The organism is Seonamhaeicola sp. ABD4_340 (assembly GCF_056312135.1).
This window is the reverse complement of the sequence record NZ_CM149981.1, coordinates 1,177,380-1,197,195: the sequence shown is the minus strand read 5'-3', so window position 1 is coordinate 1,197,195 and position 19,816 is coordinate 1,177,380. Positions and strand designations below refer to the sequence as shown.

Here is a 19,816-nt window from a genome sequence, read left to right as displayed (position 1 = left end):
ATAATCAAATACATACAATGACTCAAAATAATTTGCTTTACACGTTAGCCTTACAACATGTGCCTAATATAGGCGATGTAACAGCCAAAAAACTCATTTCAATTTGTGGTTCTGCAGAGGCGGTTTTAAAAGAAAAAAAGCAAAATTTACTTAAAATTGATGGTGTAGGAAGCGTTACAATTGCAAGTATTCATGACTCTAAACACTTAATAGAAGCAGAAAAGGAAATACACTTTATAAAAAACAATAATGTACGTGTGCTTTATTTTGAAGATGATGATTATCCTGAAAAATTAAAGCATTGTATTGATGGCCCAATTATACTATTTCAAGCGGGCAATGTAAACCTAAAAAACCAACGGTTAATTAGTATTGTTGGTACCCGAAAAATAACCACAAAAGGTATTGATTTTTGTGAGCGCTTAGTTGAAACTCTCCAACCGTACAACCCAATAATTGTTTCTGGTTTTGCTTACGGAACCGATATTACAGCACATAAAGCAGCAATTAAAAACAATTTACAAACAGTGGCGTGTTTAGCACATGGTTTTAATCAAATTTACCCCAAAGTACACAAAAAATATATGGCTGAAGTTGAAAAAAACGGTGGCTTTTTTTCAGATTTTTGGAGCACCGATACTTTTGATAGAAATAATTTTTTAAAACGTAACAGAGTTATTGCAGGCTTAAGTGAGGCTACTATAGTTATAGAATCTGCCGAAAAAGGTGGAAGCCTTGTAACTGCCGATATTGCAAACTCATACAACCGCGATGTTTTTGCAGTACCAGGCAGAGTTACCGATGCCCAAAGTATAGGTTGCAACAACCTAATAAAATACCAAAAAGCACACATGCTTACCAGCCCTTTAGATGTGCCGTATTTATTAAACTGGCAACTTGAAAATGAGCAAAAACCAGCACCTATACAAAAACAGCTTTTTGTGGAGCTTGATGCTACCGAAAAAATAATATATAATTACCTAAAAACCAACAATAAAGAGCAGTTAGATATTATTGCGCTTAACTGTAATTTACCTATTTTTAAAGTATCAAGTACACTTTTAAATATGGAATTAAAAGGGGTTATTAGGCCGCTACCAGGAAAACTATTTGAGGTTATTTAATACCCTACTTTTTTTCTAACTTTACTTAAAACGGCATTAGCTACAACTTTTGCTTTTTCGGCACCAACGTTTAGTGCTTTTTCTAATTCATCAATATTTTCCATGTAGTAATGGTATGTTTCGCGTTGGGTGGCAAATTTCTCAACAATAAGCTCAAATAAAGCCTGTTTTGCATGTCCGTAACCATAATTACCATTCTCGTAATTGGCCTTCATGGTATTTATTTGGTCTTCATTAGCAAGTAAACTGTAAATAGCAAAACAATTACAAGTACTCCAATCTTTAGGTTCTTCTAAAGGCGTACTATCTGTTTGAATACTCATTATTTGCTTGCGTAGCTTTTTATCATTTAAAAATATATTGATGGTGTTGTTTCTACTTTTGCTCATTTTTTCACCATCGGTACCAGGAATAAGTTTGGTTTGTTCCTGTATTTTTCCTTCGGGTAAAACAAAAACATCACCTACTTTACTATGAAACCTAGAGGCAACGTCTCTGGTCATTTCAATATGTTGTAATTGGTCTTTACCAACTGGAATAATTTCGGCATCGTATAATAATATATCGGCAGCCATAAGCATTGGATAAGTAAATAACCCAGAGTTTACATCTTCTAATCTATCGGCTTTATCTTTAAAACTATGAGCCAATGTTAAGCGTTGGTAAGGGAAAAAGCAGCTTAAATACCATGATAATTCTGTTACTTGTGGTATATCACTTTGTCTGTAAAATACCGTTTTTTCAATATCTAAACCAAAAGCTAACCAAGTAGCGGCAACAGAGTAGGTGTTGGTGCGTAACGTTTCAGCATCTTTAATTTGCGTTAAAGTATGCAAGTTTGCAATAAATAAAAACGAATCGTTTTCGGGCTTTTGTGCCATTTCAATTGCGGGTAGTATAGCGCCTAAAATATTACCTAAATGTGGTGTTCCTGTACTTTGTATGCCAGTTAGTATTCTTGCCATGGTTTACTTTTTATGAAGCTGCAAAGGTAAATTTTTTAATAGAATTGCTCAATACAATTATGTACTTTTGAAACTTATGAAGTTATTTAAATACATTTTTTGGACATTTTACCGTATTTGGTTTTACATTTTGGTGGCTTTACCCATAGTGGTATTGTTCCCTTTTTTATTATTATCTATCAGTAAAGAATCGTGGTATCCATATTTTTTTAAACTTGCTAGGTTTTGGGCAAAGTTTATTTTAATAGGTATGGGTTTCAAAACATCTTTTCAAAAAGAACAAATTCCAGAAAAGGGCAAAAGTTATATGTTTATTGCTAACCATACATCTATGGCCGATATCATGTTAATGTTAGTTTCGGTTAAAAACCCGTTTGTGTTTGTAGGTAAAAAAGAATTGGCTAAAATTCCGTTGTTTGGTTTCTTTTATAAACGCACCTGTATTTTAGTAGATAGAAGCTCTCCTGAGAGCAGAAAAGCTGTGTTTTTAAGAGCACAACGCAGGCTAAAACAAGGTTTAAGTATTTGTATTTTTCCTGAAGGTGGCGTGCCCGAAGAGCATATTGTTTTAGATGATTTTAAAGACGGTGCTTTTAGGCTAGCCATTAACCACCAAATACCTATTGTGCCACTAACGTTTGCCGATAACAAAAAACGATTTTCATATACTTTTTTTAGCGGAAGCCCTGGCAGAATGCGCGTAAAAATTCATAAGTTTATAAATACAAAAGGCTTAACAATTGAAAATACTAAAGCGCTTAACGCCAAGGCCAGAAATGTTATTTTAAAACAGTTAGAAGTGTTTAATGAAAAACATTAACATTACTTAATAAAAAAAGCTGCATCACAAAAATGAAGCAGCTTTTTAGGTAATAGTTTGAGCTTAATAAACCATTACCTAGATCTAACCAAAAACCTAGAATTTAATGGCGAATCCAGTATAAACACCAATTATAAATGGTGTAAAGTTACCAGAAGTATTGTTAAACGTGTTTATTTGATATTTAAACATAGGTTCTAAATTCAAATCAAAAGTTTCTGAAAATTTATAATTTAAACCCAAACCAAAATTGGCACTGTAGCTTATTTTATTAAGGTTGGTAGCCTCGCCTAAAAGTACACGTTGCCCGGTATTAGACTCAGAATACATGCTGTTATCATTTAAAAAAAACGAACTAAATCCGCCAATAACATTAACACCAAATTTTTTATTTAGTAAGGCATATTGAATTTCTAAAGGCACTTCAATGTAACCCAATGATTGGTTTAGTGTTGTTTCAGAAGCTATAAAAGATTCTGGCACACTTTTTAAAGTAGTTTCGCTAATTACAGACACACTACTTGAGGCTGCATTAGCAACATCTGAACTGGTGTTAGTATTGTTTGAGCTAATATTTGCAAACGAACGTTGGGCGCTAATACCGGCGGTTTGAAACAACACAACATCATTAGTATTATAACCTAAATTTACTTTATTAATACCTGAACGAATTTTTATTTTATCATTAAGGGCATAACTAGCTGTAACACCGTAACTCATATTAATTTCGCCACTTTTTGCGTTGTTGGTAAATTGTGGGTCTATTGATGAGCCTTCGCCTAAAGTATTAAAATACACAGGTGCTGCATTGGCGGCTACTTGCCATCTTTTTTTGTTGTTTTCTTCGGTTATAAGGTCTTTATTTTTTTCTAAAGCGTCTTCAATAGTTAATGCTTCATTTTTGTTTTCTGAAGTATTTTTAGCAATAGTTTTTGTGTTATTTTCTTCGGAAATTTTTTCAGCTTTGGCGATGTTTTTGTTACTTGTTTTTTGTTTTTCTGAAGTATTATTTTGAAGTGTTTTAGTGTTGTTTTCTTTAGAATTATTATGAGCAACAAGTGTTTTGTTTTGAGCGCTTTTTGAAGTAGCGTTATTTACAATTTCTTGCTTGTTTTTATTTGAATTACTTGTTTTATTAACACTGCTTTTGTTTATGGCAATACTATTTTTTGTGCCATTGTTTTTATTAAAATTAGTTTTTACAGCGTTTTTTGGTGTGTTATAAACCTCATTTGTCTCATTTGTATTCGTATTTGCTATACTAGTGTTGGGGTTTTTTGTTACTGCTGTTTTGGTTTTAATTGTATTACTGTTGTTGTTGGTTTTTTCAGTGTCTACAACTTTTATGGGCGTTTCTTTTTTGTTAGTATTCATAAAAAAACCAACGGTAAGTAACAGTAGCAAAATGGCCGCAGCACCGGCGTAACGCCACCAAATAGGAATAACACGCTTTTTCTTTTTCTTGTTTAAGTTGGCTTCAATATTTTTCCAAACGGCATCACTTGGTGCCACTTCAAAATCTTTAAAGCGCTCTTGAAACAACCTGTCTATATGTTTTTTATCACTCATTTTTTATAATGATTGTAAACTTTCAGATATTTTATAATCTTCAATATTCTTTTTTAAAATCTGTCTAGCACGTGCTAAATTAGATTTTGAGGTACCTACATTTATTTTAAGCATCTCAGCTATGTCTTTGTGTGAATAGCCGTCTAGTACGTAAAGGTTAAAAACCAGCCTGTATCTATCGGGTAATTCTTGTATTATTTGCAGTAAATAATCTATTGAATAGTTGCTTTCTTCAATATCAACTTCAGCATCTTCAATGGTATTTTCATTCACAATATCAAAAACTTTTTCGTTTCTGTAGCGTTGTAATGCGGTGTTTACTGTAATTCTTTTTAACCAACCTTCAAAAGATCCTTTACCTTTATATTGTTCTATTTTATTAAAAATTGTTAGAAATGCATCTTGCAAATTATCTTCAGCTTCGGCATAATTACGTGAATACTTTAAGCACAAAGAGAATAACTTACTTGCAAAAAGTTTGTATAATTCTCCTTGTGCTTTAGTATCATTGCGTTTACAATTTTCTATGAGTTGTTTTAAACTCAACTTTAAACACGTATTAGTTAGTACTTATTTTTACTCTGCAACAGGTACTTCTATAGTTAAGTATTGGCTTTCGCCGTTATCATCTTCACCTTGCCAAAACTTAAAAATGTATGAGCCATTGCTTGTTACAATAAAGTTAAAGGTGGCTTCAACAAGTTCATTTTCTAATGGTTCGCAGTTATTGCGGTCAAACACGTAATTTATTGGTGCAACAGTACGTTCATTAAGTTCTTTTAAATAATAAAAATCGTTAAAAGCATAGCATGTAGTGGGTTTGTAATATGAAATTGTAATAGGGTATGTTTCACCTAGAACAAACTCATCAGGTATGTCTACACTTTCAACAGGTAAAATTTCAAAACTAAAGTTTAAATTATCGTCATCGTTAACACTACACGATGCTAAAAGCACGAGTGTTAAACATAGCATAATAACTCTTTTCATAGCAAATAATATTAGGGTTAAATACATGTTTATACCCTTTAGATGCTGGTAATATTGAATGGTTGCGTGTAAGAAACAAAAAATCCCGAATTAATCGGGATTTAGAAAAATTTTTTTACGAGGCTACAATTTCTCTAACTTTAGCTTCAAGTTCATCCATAAGTTCAGGATTATCTTTTATTAAGGCTTTTACAGCATCTCTACCTTGGCCTAATTTGGTATCGCCGTAGCTAAACCAAGAACCGCTTTTCTTTATAACTTCATTATCAACAGCAATATCTAAAATTTCGCCAACTTTACTTACGCCTTCGCCATACATAATATCAAACTCGGCCATTTTAAATGGTGGTGCTACTTTGTTTTTAACAACCTTAACGCGGGTTTTGTTACCCGAAACTTCGCCTGCACTATCTTTTATTTGTGTTGAACGACGAATATCTAACCTAACCGATGCGTAAAATTTTAATGCATTACCACCTGTTGTGGTTTCTGGGTTACCAAACATAACACCAATTTTTTCACGTAATTGGTTAATAAAAATAACAGTACAATTGGTTTTACTAATTGATGCTGTTAGTTTTCTTAATGCTTGAGACATTAATCGTGCATGTAAACCCATTTTTGAGTCGCCCATTTCGCCTTCAATTTCGCTTTTTGGCGTTAATGCTGCTACAGAATCTACCACTACAATATCAATTGCACCAGAGCGAATTAAATTATCGGCAATTTCTAAAGCTTGTTCACCGTTATCAGGTTGCGATATAATTAGGTTATCAATATCAACGTTTAGTTTTTCAGCATAAAACCTATCAAAAGCGTGTTCTGCATCAATAAATGCTGCAATGCCACCAGCTTTTTGTGCTTCGGCAATGGCGTGTAAGGTTAATGTGGTTTTACCAGATGATTCTGGCCCGTAAATTTCTATAACACGCCCGCGCGGGTAACCGCCTACACCTAATGCAATATCTAAGCCTAAAGAACCTGAGGGAATAGCTTCAACATCAACAATGGCAGAATCACTCATTTTCATTACGGTTCCTTTTCCGTAGGCTTTATCTAATTTATCTAGTGTAAGTTTTAGTGCTTTTAATTTTGCTTCTTTTTCGCTGCTCATTTCTTTTAAATCTAAAAAATTGTATGCTAAAATACTACATCTTTTGTCACAATACAATTTTATAACGCAACCTTTTTCCACAATTTGCATCTACTTTAAAAGCGGGAAAAACAATGCTATGAAAAACATGTTTTTTTACTAACAAAACTAACGCTATTCTTAATTTGAAAAAGCACTTTGGTACATTTCTAAGGTGCTTTTTTTTCTGAAAACAAACAGTTTTGTCTAAAAAATGTACCTTTGCGGCTCAGAAAAAATCTTTATATCGCAATATTGCGACTTTAACCTTAAAATTAGTATAGCATGCAACTGTACAATACATTAAGCGCTAAAGAAAGAGCAGCGTTAATAGAACAAGCCGGTAAAGACCGCTTAACGCTTTCTTTCTATCAGTACGCCAAAATTGAAAACCCACAAGAATTTAGAGATCAGCTTTTTATAGCTTGGAATGAACTTGATGTTTTAGGTAGAATTTACGTAGCAACCGAAGGCATAAACGGCCAATTATCATTACCTGCAGATAGGTTTAATGAATTTAAAGCACATTTAGACACTATTGATTTTTTAAAAGATATTAGGTTAAATATTGCTGTTGAGCAAGACAACATGTCTTTTTTAAAATTAAAAGTAAAAGTGCGTAATAAAATTGTTGCCGATGGTTTAAATGATGATACTTTTGATGTAACCAACAAAGGTGTACACGTTGGTGCCGAAAAATTTAATGAACTTATTGAAGATGATAACACCGTTTTGGTTGATATGCGTAACCATTACGAAAGTGAAATTGGCCACTTTAAAAATGCCGTAACACCCGATGTTGATACCTTTAGAGAATCTTTAGATATCATTGAAGACGATTTAAAAGCACACAAAGAAGACAAAAATTTAGTAATGTATTGTACAGGTGGTATTCGTTGTGAAAAAGCCAGTGCCTATTTTAAACACAAAGGATTTAAAAACGTGTTTCAGTTAGAAGGCGGCATTATTGAATATACCAGACAAGTAAAAGAGCACGAATTAGAAAATAAATTTATTGGTAAAAATTTTGTGTTTGATGAGCGTAGAGCAGAAAAGATAAGTGATGATGTAATTGCACAATGCCACCAATGTGGTAAACCTGCCGATGTGCATACCAATTGCGCAAATGATGCTTGCCACTTACTATTTATTCAATGTGACGATTGTAAAGCCGAAATGAACAATTGTTGCTCTACTACATGTAAAGAAATACACGCATTACCTTATGAAGAGCAAAAAGCACTACGCAAAGGCCAAGGTAATAGTAACGATATATTTAAAAAGGGACGTTCAGAAAATTTACCCTTTAAAAAAGATTTAAGAAACATTAGCGATAATTTTAAATCTAACAAAGCCTAGCATTATGCAGCATATTGAATTAATGGCGCCTGCAGGGAATTTTGAATCTCTGCAAGCGGCTTTAGATAATGGTGCAGACTCTATTTATTTTGGAGTTGAGCAATTAAACATGCGCGCTAGAGCGTCTATTAATTTCACTATAGATGATCTTGAAGAAATATCTAGAAGATGTAAAGAAAAAAATGTACGTACTTACCTTACACTAAATACCATTGTTTATGATCATGATTTGTCTATTGTAAAAACATTAGTAAAAAAAGCTAAAGAAGCAAATATAACTGCAGTTATAGCCATGGATCAAGCTGTTATAGCTATGGCTAGAGAGGTTGATATGGAAGTGCACATTTCAACCCAAATAAATATTACCAATATTGAAACGGTAAAATTCTATGCCATGTTTGCAGATACTATGGTGCTAAGCAGAGAGTTAAGTTTACGCCAAGTAAAAAAAATAACCGAGCAAATTGAAAATGAACAAATAAAAGGGCCATCGGGTAAATTAGTTGAAATTGAAATTTTTGGCCATGGTGCACTTTGTATGGCGGTTTCTGGTAAATGTTACATGAGTCTGCATTCAAGTAACTCATCAGCCAATAGAGGCGCCTGTAAACAAAACTGCAGAAAAAAATACACGGTTATAGATCAAGATTCTGGTTTTGAAATGGAGCTAGATAATGAATATATCATGTCTCCTAAAGATTTGTGCACTATAGATTTTTTAGACCAAGTTGTTGATGCTGGTATAAAAGTTTTGAAAATTGAAGGTAGAGGAAGAGCACCAGAATACGTTGCAAAAGTTATTAAATGTTACAGAGAAGCCATTAATGCAATACAAGAAGGAACTTATAGTAAAAAGGAGGTTATTTCCTGGATGCAAACTATAGAAACAGTTTATAACAGAGGTTTTTGGAGTGGCTATTACTTAGGCCAAAAACTTGGAGAATGGAGTAAAGGATCAGGATCACACGCAACACAAAAGAAAGTATACATTGGTAAGGGTGTGCATTATTTTCCAAAACCAGAAATAGGAGAGTTTAAAATTGAAGCATTTGATTTGCAAACTGAAGACACCATTTTAATTACAGGCCCAACAACTGGTGTAAAAGAGCTAAAAATTGAAAATATGTTGGTTAATGATGAAAAATTAAACATAGCTAAAAAAGGAGATTCTGTTACTATTCCGTTAGGGTTTAGAATTAGGCCTTCAGATAAATTATATAAAATTGTAAAAAGTAAAGTAGAGGCATAATGGTTGTAGTTACCTTGCAACGTAATAAGTGTATTGGTTGCAATTATTGTGTGGAGTTAGCACCAAATCAGTTTCAAATGTCAAAAAAAGACGGCAAAAGTGTACTGCTTCATTCAAAAGAAAAAAAAGGATTTTATACATTTAAATCTCCAGACCAATTTATTTTTGAAGATTGTGATAATGCATCAAAAGCATGCCCAGTAAAAATTATTAGTGTAAAAACAGTTTAAATATATTACACAACCTAATTTTTAAGTAAGTATAATAATCTTATCTTTACATCGGTAATAGCGTAGTTTTGAAATATTACTTTAAAAAATACGTTTAAATTATCATAAGTGCTTCAGCATAAAACAAATAAATTATAAACCCATCATTCGTAATAAATTATTTATTAACGAATTCAATATAAAAACTTATGGCTTGTACAAGCTGTTCTACTAAAGATGGCCAACCTAAAGGCTGTAAAAATAATGGTACCTGCGGAACCGATAGTTGTAATAAACTAACGGTTTTTGATTGGCTTTCAAATATGACACTACCCAATGGCGAAAAACCATTTAATTGGGTTGAGGTGCGTTTTAAAAACGGCCGCAAAGAGTATTACCACAACCCAGAAAATATAACATTAAGCATTGGCGATATTGTGGCAACACAAGCAAAGGCAGGGCATGATATTGGTATGGTTACACTTACAGGTGAGTTGGTACGCGTACAAATGAAGCGTAAAAACATACCTGAGAATACAAAAGAAGGGCTGAAAATATACCGAAAAGCTTCACAAAAAGATATTGATATTTGGCAAAAGGCACGCGATAGAGAAGAGCCTATGAAAGTAAAAGCACGCCAGTTTGCTATAGATTTAAAGTTAGAAATGAAAATTTCTGATATTGAATTTCAAGGTGATGCCAGTAAAGCCACATTTTACTACACTGCCGAAGAGCGTGTAGATTTTAGAGAGCTAATTAAAGTATTTGCCAGAGAGTTTCGTACGCGTATTGAAATGAAACAAGTGGGCTTTAGGCAAGAAGCAGCAAGACTTGGTGGTATTGGCTCTTGTGGGCGCGAGCTGTGTTGTTCAACTTGGTTAACAGATTTTCGTTCGGTAAGCACATCGGCGGCACGTTATCAGCAATTATCACTAAATCCGCAAAAGTTAGCAGGCCAATGCGGTAAGCTTAAATGCTGCTTAAATTATGAGTTAGATACCTATTTAGATGCTTTAAAAGATTTTCCAAAAACCGATGTTAAACTAAAAACCGAAAAAGGTTTAGCCGTTTGCCAAAAAACCGATATTTTTAAAAAACACATGTGGTTTGCCTATGAAGGCGAATGGGCAACATGGCATAAATTAACTACAGATCAAGTACAAGAAATAATTGCCCTAAACAAGAAAAACGACAAGGTTGCAAGCCTTGAAGAATACGCTGCCGATATTCCTGAAGAAACGAAAACTGAATTTGAAAATGTTGTTGGGCAAGATAGTTTAACGCGTTTTGATAATCCAAAACCCAAAAGAAAACGTAAAAATAATAGGAATAGAAAAAATAACAATAACAGAAACAATACTAATAAAACCAATAATAGTAACCAAGCTAAAAGCACTAACAGAGGCAATAAAGGAAATAGTAACCGAAATAGAAACAAAAACAACCGAAAACCTCAAAACCAAAACACTAAAAATGCAGCAAAGTAATAGTTGGTTATTTTTATTGATAGTTTCAATTGTAATGGTTTCATGTGATACAAATCGTGTTTTTGATAGCTATAAACCTATTCCAAATACATGGCACAAAGATTCTATTGTAAGTTTTAAAATTACACCACCAGATACCACAAATAAATATAACCTATTTGTAAACTTAAGAAACACCAACGCATACAAATACAGTAATTTACATGTAATTGTTGAGATGATTTTTCCGCACGGAAAAACCATAAAAGATACTTTAGAGTATAGAATGGCAGATCCCAGCGGTAAGTTTTTGGGCACTGGTTATACTGATGTTAAAGAAAACAAACTTTGGTATAAAGAAAACGTTATATTTAATGAAACCGGCACTTACACGGTAAACATACAACACGCTATGAGAGAAAATGGTAAAGTAAATGGCGTGGTAAGTTTAGATGGTATTACTGATGTTGGATTTAGAATTGAACACCCAAACACAAATTAACTATCAATATTTAGGCACTTATAATTTTTTTCGTACTTAAGTTATGGCAACAAAAAATCAAAATAAAAAAGAAGCAGTACCAGATTTTTCTAAATACATACGTTGGTTTTGGATGCTTTTTTCAGCTGGAGCACTATCTGTAATTCTAATTTTTTTATTAGCATCTTGGGGTGTATTTGGTGAAATGCCAGATCACACCGTTTTAGAAAACCCAAGGACCAATTTAGCTACTGAAATTATTTCTGCTGATGGGCAAACACTTGGTAAATTCTATTTTAACGATAACAGAACACCCATAGGTTACAATGAACTGCCAAAACATTTGGTTGATGCCTTAATTGCTACAGAAGATGTTAGGTTTAAAGAACACTCTGGTGTTGATGCCAGAGGTACTTTACGCGCTGTTGTAAAATTGGGTAGTGGCGGTGGTGCCAGTACTATTTCGCAACAATTAGCTAAACAATTATTTCATGGAGAAGGTTCAAAAAACACCGTTGGAAGAATTTTACAAAAAGTTAAGGAATGGATTATTGCTATCCGTTTAGAAAAACAATATACCAAAGAAGAAATTATAGCACAATATTTTAATATTTACGATTTTGGTAACAATGCCGATGGTATTCGTAGTGCCGCACGTATTTATTTTGGCAAAGAACCAAAAGAATTAACATTGAAAGAATCGGCTATGTTGGTAGGTATGTTTAAAAATTCATCGCTTTATAACCCAAGACCTCATAGAAACCCAATAGGCGTAAAAAACAGACGTAATGTGGTCTTATCACAAATGTATAAGTATGATTATATAGATGAAACACTTAAAGATTCACTTCAAAAAACAGCATTAGATTTAAATTATTCACCAGAGTCACACCGTGAAGGTTTAGCAACATATTTTAGAGGATATTTAGATGGTTTTATGAAAGAATGGATAAAGGAAAATCCGCAACCAGATGGTACAAAATGGAATTTATATACCGATGGTTTAAAAATTTACACAACCATTGATTCTAGAATGCAAAAGTATGCTGAAGATGCTGTACAACAGCACATGCCAAGGTTACAAGCAGAGTTTTTTCATCAAAATACACCAAAACGTAACCCAACAGCTCCTTTTTTAGAGTTAGATAAAAGTGAAATAGAAGCTTTAATGAAACGTTCCATGAAACAATCTGAACGTTGGAGGCATTTAAAATACGATTTAAAAAAATCTGATAAAGACATTGAAGCCTCATTTCACAAACCAACAAAAATGACGGTTTTTAAATGGGATAAAGGTAACCCATCTGAGGTTGATACCATTATGAAACCATGGGATTCTATGCGTTATTACAAATCTTTTTTAAGAACAGGTATGATGTCTATGGATCCTACTACAGGCCATGTTAAGGCATGGGTTGGTGGCATGAATTATAGGCACTTTCAGTACGATATGGTAATGCAAGGTAAGCGCCAAATTGGTTCTACATTTAAACCTTTGGTTTACACAGCAGCTATAGATCAATTACATTATTCTCCTTGTGATGAATTTCCAGATACACCGTTTTGTATTGAAGCTAACAAATTTGGAAATCCAGAAGAATGGTGCCCTAGAAATTCAGGTGGCGAAAATGATTATGGTGGTACAAGAACACTAAAAAACGCCCTGGCAAATTCGGTTAATACCATTACAGCTAGGTTAATTGATAAAGTAGGCCCACAGCCCGTGGTTGATTTAGCTAGAAAATTAGGTATAAAATCTGATATTCCTGCAGTACCTTCTATTGCATTAGGTACACCAGATTTAAGTGTTTATGAAATGGTAGGCGCATATTCAACCTTTGCTAATAAAGGTGTTTATACAAAACCGGTAATGGTAACAACTATTGAAGACAAAAATGGAACAATACTATACCAATTTAAACCCGAAACGCGTGACGTTTTAAGTGCCGAAACTGCCTATGTTGCTGTTAAACTTATGGAAGGTGTTACAGAGCATGGTTCTGGAGCAAGATTGAGAACAAAAGGTGCAGATTCGTATAGGGCAGATTATAGAGAGGTTGTAACGGGTTATCCTTATGAGTTTAAAAACCCAATAGCAGGAAAAACAGGAACCACACAAAACCAAAGTGATGGTTGGTTTATGGGTATGGTACCAAATCTTGTAACAGGTGTTTGGGTTGGAGCAGAAGATAGAGCAGCTCATTTTGCAAGCATTACATATGGCCAAGGTGCAGCAATGGCATTGCCTATTTGGGGTGTATATATGAAAAGTTGTTATGAAGATACAACTTTAGATATTTCAAAAGAAGCTTTTGAAGCTCCTAAAGATTTATCAATAGTAGTTGATTGTTCTAAAATAGATACTAATACTACTGATGAAGATAATATAAAAGATGATATACCCGATGATTTAGATGGGTTTTAAAAAAAAGCGCTCTTTTTAAGAGCGCTTTTTTTATATGGTTTTAGCAAATTCAATATAAAAATCTACACACTCTGGGTTACGCATAGCATCAATGTTTATTGATTTTTCTATGGGCATTTTTAAAAGAATCTTTTTTATAGGCGCTTCCATTTTTTTGCCACTAATGGTATAAGGTATGTCTTTAACCTCAATTATTTCATCGGGAACATGACGTGGAGAATAATCGTTTTTTAATTGACTATTAATATTCTTTTTAACCGCATTATTTAATTCAAATCCTGGTTTTAACTTTACAAATAGAGGCATATAATGTTTACCGCCCTCTAATTCAAGATTAATAATTAGAGCATCTTCTACAGCGTTTATTTTGTTAACGGCGCTGTAAATTTCGCTTGTGCCAATTCTAATTCCGTGCCTGTTTAATGTTGCATCAGAGCGTCCGTAAATTACCAATCCGTTGGTTTCAGAATTAATTTTTATAAAATCACCATGGCGCCACTTGCCTGGGTAATCTTCAAAATAACTGGCTTTGTATCTGGCATTGTCTTTATCATTCCAAAAGTAAATGGGCATTGATGGCATAGGCTTATCTATTACCATTTCGCCTAAATCGTCTTTAATAGGTTCGCCTAAATCATCTAAGGCAAATAACGAGACACCTAAGGCTCTACATTGAATTTCTCCGGCATGTACAGCATAAAACGGAGTGCCGCCAACAAATGCCGTACAAACATCGGTACCTCCGGCCATTGAGCATAACCAAACATCATCTTTAATATTGGTATAAACATATTTAAAAGCCTCTGTTGGCAATGGTGCGCCTGTTGAGCTAATAGATTTTAAAGTGTGTAATTTGTGTGTTTTTTTTGGGTTTAGTGCTTTTTTCATGTTGGCAACTAAATAAGGTGCGCTGGTACCAAAATGGTCGATATTTAAATCGTCAGTAAGCGTCCATAGTGCATCAAAATTTGGGAAAGTTGGTGAGCCATCATACAACACAATGGATGCGCCCATTAATAAGGCTGATTGTAAAAAATTCCACATCATCCAACCTGTAGTTGTAAACCAAAAAAAGTGTTCGTTTTCATGTACATTGTTATGAAATGCCATGTATTTATAATGCTCAAGTAAAATGCCTCCGTGAGAGTGTACAATGGCTTTTGGTAATCCAGTGGTGCCAGATGAATATAAAACCCACATAGGATGGTTAAAATCTACGGGTGTAAAGGTTAATTTTTCGCCTTTTTTGTTAAGTATAGCATTTATATCTTCACAATCATCATCAAAATTATTTAAAGCATTTTCATTTAAATAAGGCTGAATTATTACTTTTTTAAGAGTTGGTAAAGCCGCAATAATGGCTTTAACGGTACTGGTTTTATCAAAAGGCTTACTGTTATATGTGTAACCATCTGTAGCAATAAGTACTTTGGGTTTAATTTGAGAAAACCTATTTACAACGCTTTCTGTACCAAAATCTGGTGATGTGCTAGACCATACAGCACCTAAAGCATTAACGGCTAAAAATGCTATGGTTGCTTCGGGTACATTTGGCAAAAAGGCCACTACGCAATCGTTTTTTTTAACACCTAAGGCTTTTAAATAGCTTGCCATGGCGGCAACTTTTTCTTTTAATTGTGCCCATGTAATTTTTGTTTGTTTACCTAATTCATTTTTAAAAAGTATAGCTGTTTTGTTAGGTTGCATTTGTTTAAAAATATGCTCACTGTAATTTAAAGTGGCACCTTCAAACCATTTACAATTTGGCATATTATAGCCAGATAACACTTTTTTATAAGGCGTATGTGATGTTATTTTGAAATAAAACCAAAGGCTTTCCCAAAAAGCTTCGGTGTTAGAAACAGACCATTGCCATAGCTCCTCATAATTATCAAACTTTAAATTTTGGTGCTGTTCTAACCAATTGCAATACGCTTGTAAATGACTATGATCTTTAAACGCTTTTGATGGTTCCCAAAGTTTTTTCATAAGGTTAGTTTAATATTTTTAGTTGGTGTAATAGTTTATTTGAATAACTCAAAGATAACTATTTAAATATGTATTTATGTTACCAGTATTACATTAAAATATAGTACTTAGCCTACAAAAAAAATAATATTAATGCATTTCATCGAAAAAATATGTTTTTTAGCTATGTTTTTGAAAAAAAGTTTGATATTAGCAAAACCAAATCAACCATTATAAATATTTGAATTTGTTCCTAAATCTACCATGAACTTAACCTACAAAAATATGGAACCAAATCTACCTGAACTGCCAACGGCAGAGGCGGCTTCTATAGAGTCGTCTTCATTTCACGAAAGTAAAATAAAGGAAACGCTTCAAGAAAACTTGAGGTTTTTTAAAAGTTTGTTTTACTTAACAAAAAAAATATTCATGCTATAACCCTTTGGGTATAGCATGAATTAATTTTTTAGTGTAAGCTGTTTGCGGGTTGTTGTAAATAACATCGGCGTCATCAAGCTCTTCAATTTTACCTTTATTCATTACCAAAAGCTGGTCGCTCATATATTTTACAACCGCTAAATCATGCGAAATAAAAATATAAGTAAAACCAAAAGTTTCTTTTAAGTTATTTAATAAATTTAAAACTTGGGCTTGTACCGAAATATCTAATGCAGATACAGACTCATCGCAAACTATAAGTTTGGGTTGCAGTGCAATTGTGCGTGCAATACCAATGCGTTGCCTTTGCCCACCAGAAAACTCATGCGGGTAACGGTTAAAATGTGTTTCATTTAACCCAACATTATTTAAAATTTCAATAACTTTTTCTTTTCGTGCTTTATGAGAGTTGTATAGTTTATGAACTTGCATAGGTTCTAAAATGGCCTCACCAACCGGTATTCTTGGGTTTAATGATGAATACGGATCTTGAAATATTATTTGTATATCTTTTCGAAGTGTTTTAATAGCGTTTTTAGATAGTTTTGTAATATCTGTGCCTTTATAAATTATTTGGCCGGCAGTGGCTTTGTCTAATTGTAAAATGGCGTTGCCTAAAGTAGATTTTCCGCAACCAGACTCGCCAACCAACCCTAAAGTTTCACCTTCATACAATTTAAAACTTACATTATTTACCGCTTTAAATGTTGAAGGTTTTGAAAACCATCCAGATTTTGAAACGTATGCCTTTTCAACATTAATAACCTCTAAAAGCGGAGGTTTGTTGTATAGTTTTTTATGCTGAAGTTTGCGTTGTTCAGTTGTAATTTCAGTTTTTACAATAGTATTATTCAAATAATCTTGAATAGTTGGTAATTTTTTTAAACGTGTTTGTAACGATGGGCGCGAATTTATTAGCGCTTTTGTATAATTGTGTTGCGGGTTCTTAAAAATACTTGCAACATGGCCTTCTTCAACAATATTACCTTTATACATTACCAAAACCCTATTTGCAATTTCAGATATTAAAGCCAAATCGTGCGTTATAAAAATAACGCTCATTTTTGTTTCTTTTTGAAGGTTTTTAAGCAGCTTTATAATATCTTTTTGTACAGTAACATCAAGAGCTGTGGTAGGTTCATCGGCAATTAAAACATCGGGTTTACAGGCAATAGCCATAGCAATCATAACACGTTGCTTTTGTCCGCCAGATATTTCATGAGGATATGATGTAAATACGCGTTGAGGTGTTGGTAACTTTACTTTTTCAAAAAGCGACATAACCTCGGTTTTAATGTCAGGTTTTGATAATTTGGTGTGTTGAAGTAAAATTTCTTCCACTTGTTTTCCGCAGGTCATTGACGGATTTAAAGAACTCATAGGTTCTTGAAAAATCATGGCTATTTTTTGGCCTCTAATTTTTTGAAAAGCTTTGTTTGAAAGTATTGTTACATCAGTTTCATTATAAAAAATGTTACCCGATGTTATTTTTGAAATAGCTTTAGGTAACAAGCCTAAAATAGCTAATGATGATACCGATTTTCCTGAACCAGATTCACCAACTATACCTAAAATTTCATTTTCAAATAAATCATACGAAATGTTATGAATTACGTTATTTTTTCCAAAGGAAATAGACAGGTTTTTAATTGATAAAACAGGTGTTTTTTTCATAATGTGAAATTACTAACTTCTTATATTTAATAGGTTTTAAATATGAATAATTTCATCATCGGTTAATATACTAGCGCCTTGAAATTTTAAGAAAATTTGCGCAACTGCTATAGTGTCTTTTTCACAATAGGTAATTATTCTATCAATATTTTTTTCTTCGTAATAAACACCTCTAACTTCGCTACCATCAATATCGTCTTTTGGTGACGGAATACCTAAAACATTAGTTAATAGTTTTAATGATGTATAGGTTTTATAATCGCCAAATTTCCAGAGTTCTAAAGTGTCTAAATGCGGAACTTCCCATGGTTTTTTGCCAAATAAATTGAGCTTATAAGGTAATTCAATACCATGTATTATCATACGGCGAGCAATGTAAGGGAAGTCAAATTCTTTACCGTTATGGGCGCAAAGTAAATGTTTGTTTTGGCTAAAATGAGTTGTAATTAAGTTTTTAAAATCTTGAAGTATTTTGGGCTCATCACCAAAGAAAGAGGTTACTCTAAATTTTCTAAGGTCGCCTTGCATTTTAAAGTACCCTACCGAAATACACACAATTTTACCAAACTCTGCCCAAATACCAGCACGTTCATAGAATTCTTCGGCTGTGAATTCATCCTTTCTTTGGTATTTTGATTTTTGTTCCCAAAGCGCTTGTTTTTCTTCGGATAAAGAAGAAAAACATTCATGTTCGGGTACGGTTTCAATATCTAAAAATAGTATGTTTTCAAGGTTAATTTTGCTAATCATTCACCAAGCATTTTGTAAGCTTCTTCAATATACGTATTTATATCTGAAGTGAAATGTCCTACAACATTATTTACGCCTTTTGAGTGGCCAAGTCTTACAATAATAACATTGTCATTGGGTTCTACAATTACGTATTGGCCCAAGTGGCCACGCATCATAAAAAAGTTTTTGTTTCCTATGGTTTGTAACCACCAACCGTAACCATAAACATTACCATTTGGGTATACGGGTTTTAGTGATTTTGCTACAAAAGCAGAGTCTAAAACCTGTTTGCCATTCCATTTACCGTGGTCTTTATAAAGTTTACCAAAACGTGCAAAATCTTTGGCATTACTGGCAATGCAACAGTAGGCTTTTACTAAATCATGGTTTTCACTATCTACTTGCCAAAGGGCTTGGTTTTCGCAGTTAAGTGGTTTCCAAAAGCTTTCGGTTAAATAATTATATAGTTTTTTACCTGTGGCTTTTTCTATAACCATGGCTAGCATTTGAGTATCGCCACTAGAATATTTAAAACTTTTACCTGGTTCTTTTTCCATTTTAAGGCCCAACATTACTTTTTCTAAATTATCATCAAAATAAGCGCGAGTTACAATTGAAAGCGGTGAGTAATATTGCTCATCCCAGGTGGTGCCTGATGCCATACTAGATAAATGACCTACCGTCATTTTTGCTGCCAAACCTTCATTAAAGGTTGGTAAAAAATCACTAACAGGCTGGTTTAAACTTTTTATATAACCATCTTGTATAGCTTTGCCCAAAAGACCCGAAACGTAACTTTTGGCCATTGAAAATGAGTTTGATTTTGAGTTGGCGCTAAAACCATCGTAATAGTTTTCAAACCAAACACTATCATTTTTAATAATTACATAGGCAATGGTGCCGTTTGCTTTGTTTATGTTGTTTAAAGTAGGGGTTTCTTTAACCGTGTTGTAGTTTTTATGATTTGGCCAGGGTTGTGGTGTGCCAATGGTTATGGGTTGGTTGTCAAATTTTTTGTAGTCTTCTAAATAGGCTGTTGAATGCCCTGTTAAATAAATAGTTCTAACAGCTTTTATTAAGTAATCTGTATCTGTAGCATAAAGCACAATTATTAATACACCTAAAAGAGCTAGAAGCCATTTAATTAGTTTTTTTATAAATCTCATTTTAGTTTATAGTTTAGGAATAACTAAATATACTAAAAAATTATGCACG

The 19,816-nt window shown here is 33.3% G+C and carries 18 protein-coding genes; 9 read left to right on the top strand and 9 right to left on the bottom strand.

Annotation, left to right across the window (positions count from 1 at the left end; all coding sequences use genetic code 11):
* Positions 1 to 17 precede the first annotated feature (17 nt).
* Positions 18 to 1,124, top strand: coding sequence for a DNA-processing protein DprA (gene dprA / locus ACYX4H_RS05230; protein WP_476238173.1), 1,107 nt, complete (start codon positions 18 to 20; stop codon positions 1,122 to 1,124).
* Here the strand turns inward: dprA and trpS are convergent.
* On the bottom strand, positions 1,121 to 2,089 hold the full coding sequence (gene trpS, locus ACYX4H_RS05225; protein WP_475295101.1) for a tryptophan--tRNA ligase: 969 nt from the start codon (positions 2,087 to 2,089) through the stop codon (positions 1,121 to 1,123). The two genes, dprA and trpS, sit on opposite strands and share 4 nt — an antisense overlap.
* A 76-nt stretch (positions 2,090 to 2,165) precedes the next feature.
* Between trpS and ACYX4H_RS05220 the strand changes: the two genes are divergently transcribed.
* Positions 2,166 to 2,909: a lysophospholipid acyltransferase family protein gene (locus tag ACYX4H_RS05220; protein ID WP_476238172.1), complete on the top strand. Its 744-nt coding sequence runs from the start codon at positions 2,166 to 2,168 to the stop codon at positions 2,907 to 2,909.
* A gap of 96 nt (positions 2,910 to 3,005) precedes the next feature.
* Here the strand turns inward: ACYX4H_RS05220 and ACYX4H_RS05215 are convergent, their stop codons facing one another.
* The 4 genes from ACYX4H_RS05215 to recA all read right to left on the bottom strand — a co-directional run bounded on the left by ACYX4H_RS05215 (position 3,006) and on the right by recA (position 6,582).
* Complete coding sequence (locus ACYX4H_RS05215) at positions 3,006 to 4,478, bottom strand: hypothetical protein (RefSeq protein WP_476238171.1); 1,473 nt, start codon at positions 4,476 to 4,478, stop codon at positions 3,006 to 3,008.
* 3 nt (positions 4,479 to 4,481) lie between these two features.
* A complete protein-coding gene (locus tag ACYX4H_RS05210; RefSeq protein ID WP_475295104.1) occupies positions 4,482 to 5,024 on the bottom strand; it encodes an RNA polymerase sigma factor in 543 nt (180 codons plus the stop codon).
* A gap of 30 nt (positions 5,025 to 5,054) precedes the next feature.
* Positions 5,055 to 5,468 carry a hypothetical protein gene (locus ACYX4H_RS05205; protein ID WP_475295105.1) on the bottom strand — a complete coding sequence of 138 codons (414 nt, stop codon included), beginning with the start codon at positions 5,466 to 5,468 and terminating at the stop codon, positions 5,055 to 5,057.
* Between the two features lie 115 nt (positions 5,469 to 5,583).
* Complete coding sequence (gene recA, locus ACYX4H_RS05200) at positions 5,584 to 6,582, bottom strand: recombinase RecA (RefSeq protein WP_475295106.1); 999 nt, start codon at positions 6,580 to 6,582, stop codon at positions 5,584 to 5,586.
* Between the two features lie 303 nt (positions 6,583 to 6,885).
* On the opposite strand from recA, the gene trhO reads away from it, so the two are divergent.
* From trhO to ACYX4H_RS05170, 6 genes are all read left to right on the top strand, one after another.
* Positions 6,886 to 7,959, top strand: a complete 1,074-nt coding sequence (gene trhO, locus ACYX4H_RS05195; protein ID WP_476238170.1) for an oxygen-dependent tRNA uridine(34) hydroxylase TrhO — start codon at positions 6,886 to 6,888, stop codon at positions 7,957 to 7,959.
* 4 nt (positions 7,960 to 7,963) lie between these two features.
* On the top strand, positions 7,964 to 9,208 hold the full coding sequence (locus ACYX4H_RS05190; RefSeq protein ID WP_476238169.1) for a peptidase U32 family protein: 1,245 nt from the start codon (positions 7,964 to 7,966) through the stop codon (positions 9,206 to 9,208).
* Complete coding sequence (locus ACYX4H_RS05185; RefSeq protein ID WP_476238168.1) at positions 9,208 to 9,438, top strand: ferredoxin; 231 nt, start codon at positions 9,208 to 9,210, stop codon at positions 9,436 to 9,438. Before ACYX4H_RS05190 ends, ACYX4H_RS05185 begins: the two co-directional genes overlap by 1 nt.
* Before the next feature lie 188 nt (positions 9,439 to 9,626).
* Entirely contained in the window at positions 9,627 to 10,904 is a 1,278-nt protein-coding gene (locus ACYX4H_RS05180; protein WP_476238167.1) for a PSP1 domain-containing protein, read from the top strand.
* Positions 10,891 to 11,385, top strand: coding sequence for a gliding motility lipoprotein GldH (locus tag ACYX4H_RS05175; RefSeq protein WP_476238166.1), 495 nt, complete (start codon positions 10,891 to 10,893; stop codon positions 11,383 to 11,385). The genes ACYX4H_RS05180 and ACYX4H_RS05175 overlap by 14 nt, the downstream gene beginning before the upstream one ends.
* A gap of 43 nt (positions 11,386 to 11,428) precedes the next feature.
* Positions 11,429 to 13,789: a penicillin-binding protein 1A gene (locus ACYX4H_RS05170; RefSeq protein ID WP_476238165.1), complete on the top strand. Its 2,361-nt coding sequence runs from the start codon at positions 11,429 to 11,431 to the stop codon at positions 13,787 to 13,789.
* Positions 13,790 to 13,819: 30 nt separating this feature from the next.
* Here ACYX4H_RS05170 and ACYX4H_RS05165 read toward each other — a convergent pair whose 3' ends face one another.
* The gene (locus tag ACYX4H_RS05165; RefSeq protein WP_476238164.1) at positions 13,820 to 15,778 is read right to left on the bottom strand and encodes an acetoacetate--CoA ligase; all 1,959 of its coding nucleotides are present in this window, start codon (positions 15,776 to 15,778) and stop codon (positions 13,820 to 13,822) included.
* A 264-nt stretch (positions 15,779 to 16,042) separates the two neighbouring features.
* Here ACYX4H_RS05165 and ACYX4H_RS05160 point away from each other — a divergent pair, with 264 nt between their 5' ends.
* Positions 16,043 to 16,195 carry a hypothetical protein gene (locus tag ACYX4H_RS05160; RefSeq protein WP_476238163.1) on the top strand — a complete coding sequence of 51 codons (153 nt, stop codon included), beginning with the start codon at positions 16,043 to 16,045 and terminating at the stop codon, positions 16,193 to 16,195.
* On the opposite strand, the gene ACYX4H_RS05155 is transcribed toward ACYX4H_RS05160, so the two are convergent.
* From ACYX4H_RS05155 to ACYX4H_RS05145, 3 genes are read right to left on the bottom strand one after another with little or no spacing between them, the layout of a single operon-like run.
* Positions 16,190 to 17,869 carry an ABC transporter ATP-binding protein gene (locus ACYX4H_RS05155; protein ID WP_476238162.1) on the bottom strand — a complete coding sequence of 560 codons (1,680 nt, stop codon included), beginning with the start codon at positions 17,867 to 17,869 and terminating at the stop codon, positions 16,190 to 16,192. The two genes, ACYX4H_RS05160 and ACYX4H_RS05155, sit on opposite strands and share 6 nt — an antisense overlap.
* A 36-nt stretch (positions 17,870 to 17,905) precedes the next feature.
* The gene (locus tag ACYX4H_RS05150) at positions 17,906 to 18,619 is read right to left on the bottom strand and encodes a 3'-5' exonuclease (protein WP_476238161.1); all 714 of its coding nucleotides are present in this window, start codon (positions 18,617 to 18,619) and stop codon (positions 17,906 to 17,908) included.
* On the bottom strand, positions 18,616 to 19,767 hold the full coding sequence (locus ACYX4H_RS05145; protein WP_476238160.1) for a serine hydrolase domain-containing protein: 1,152 nt from the start codon (positions 19,765 to 19,767) through the stop codon (positions 18,616 to 18,618). The genes ACYX4H_RS05150 and ACYX4H_RS05145 overlap by 4 nt, the downstream gene beginning before the upstream one ends.
* Positions 19,768 to 19,816 lie beyond the last annotated feature (49 nt).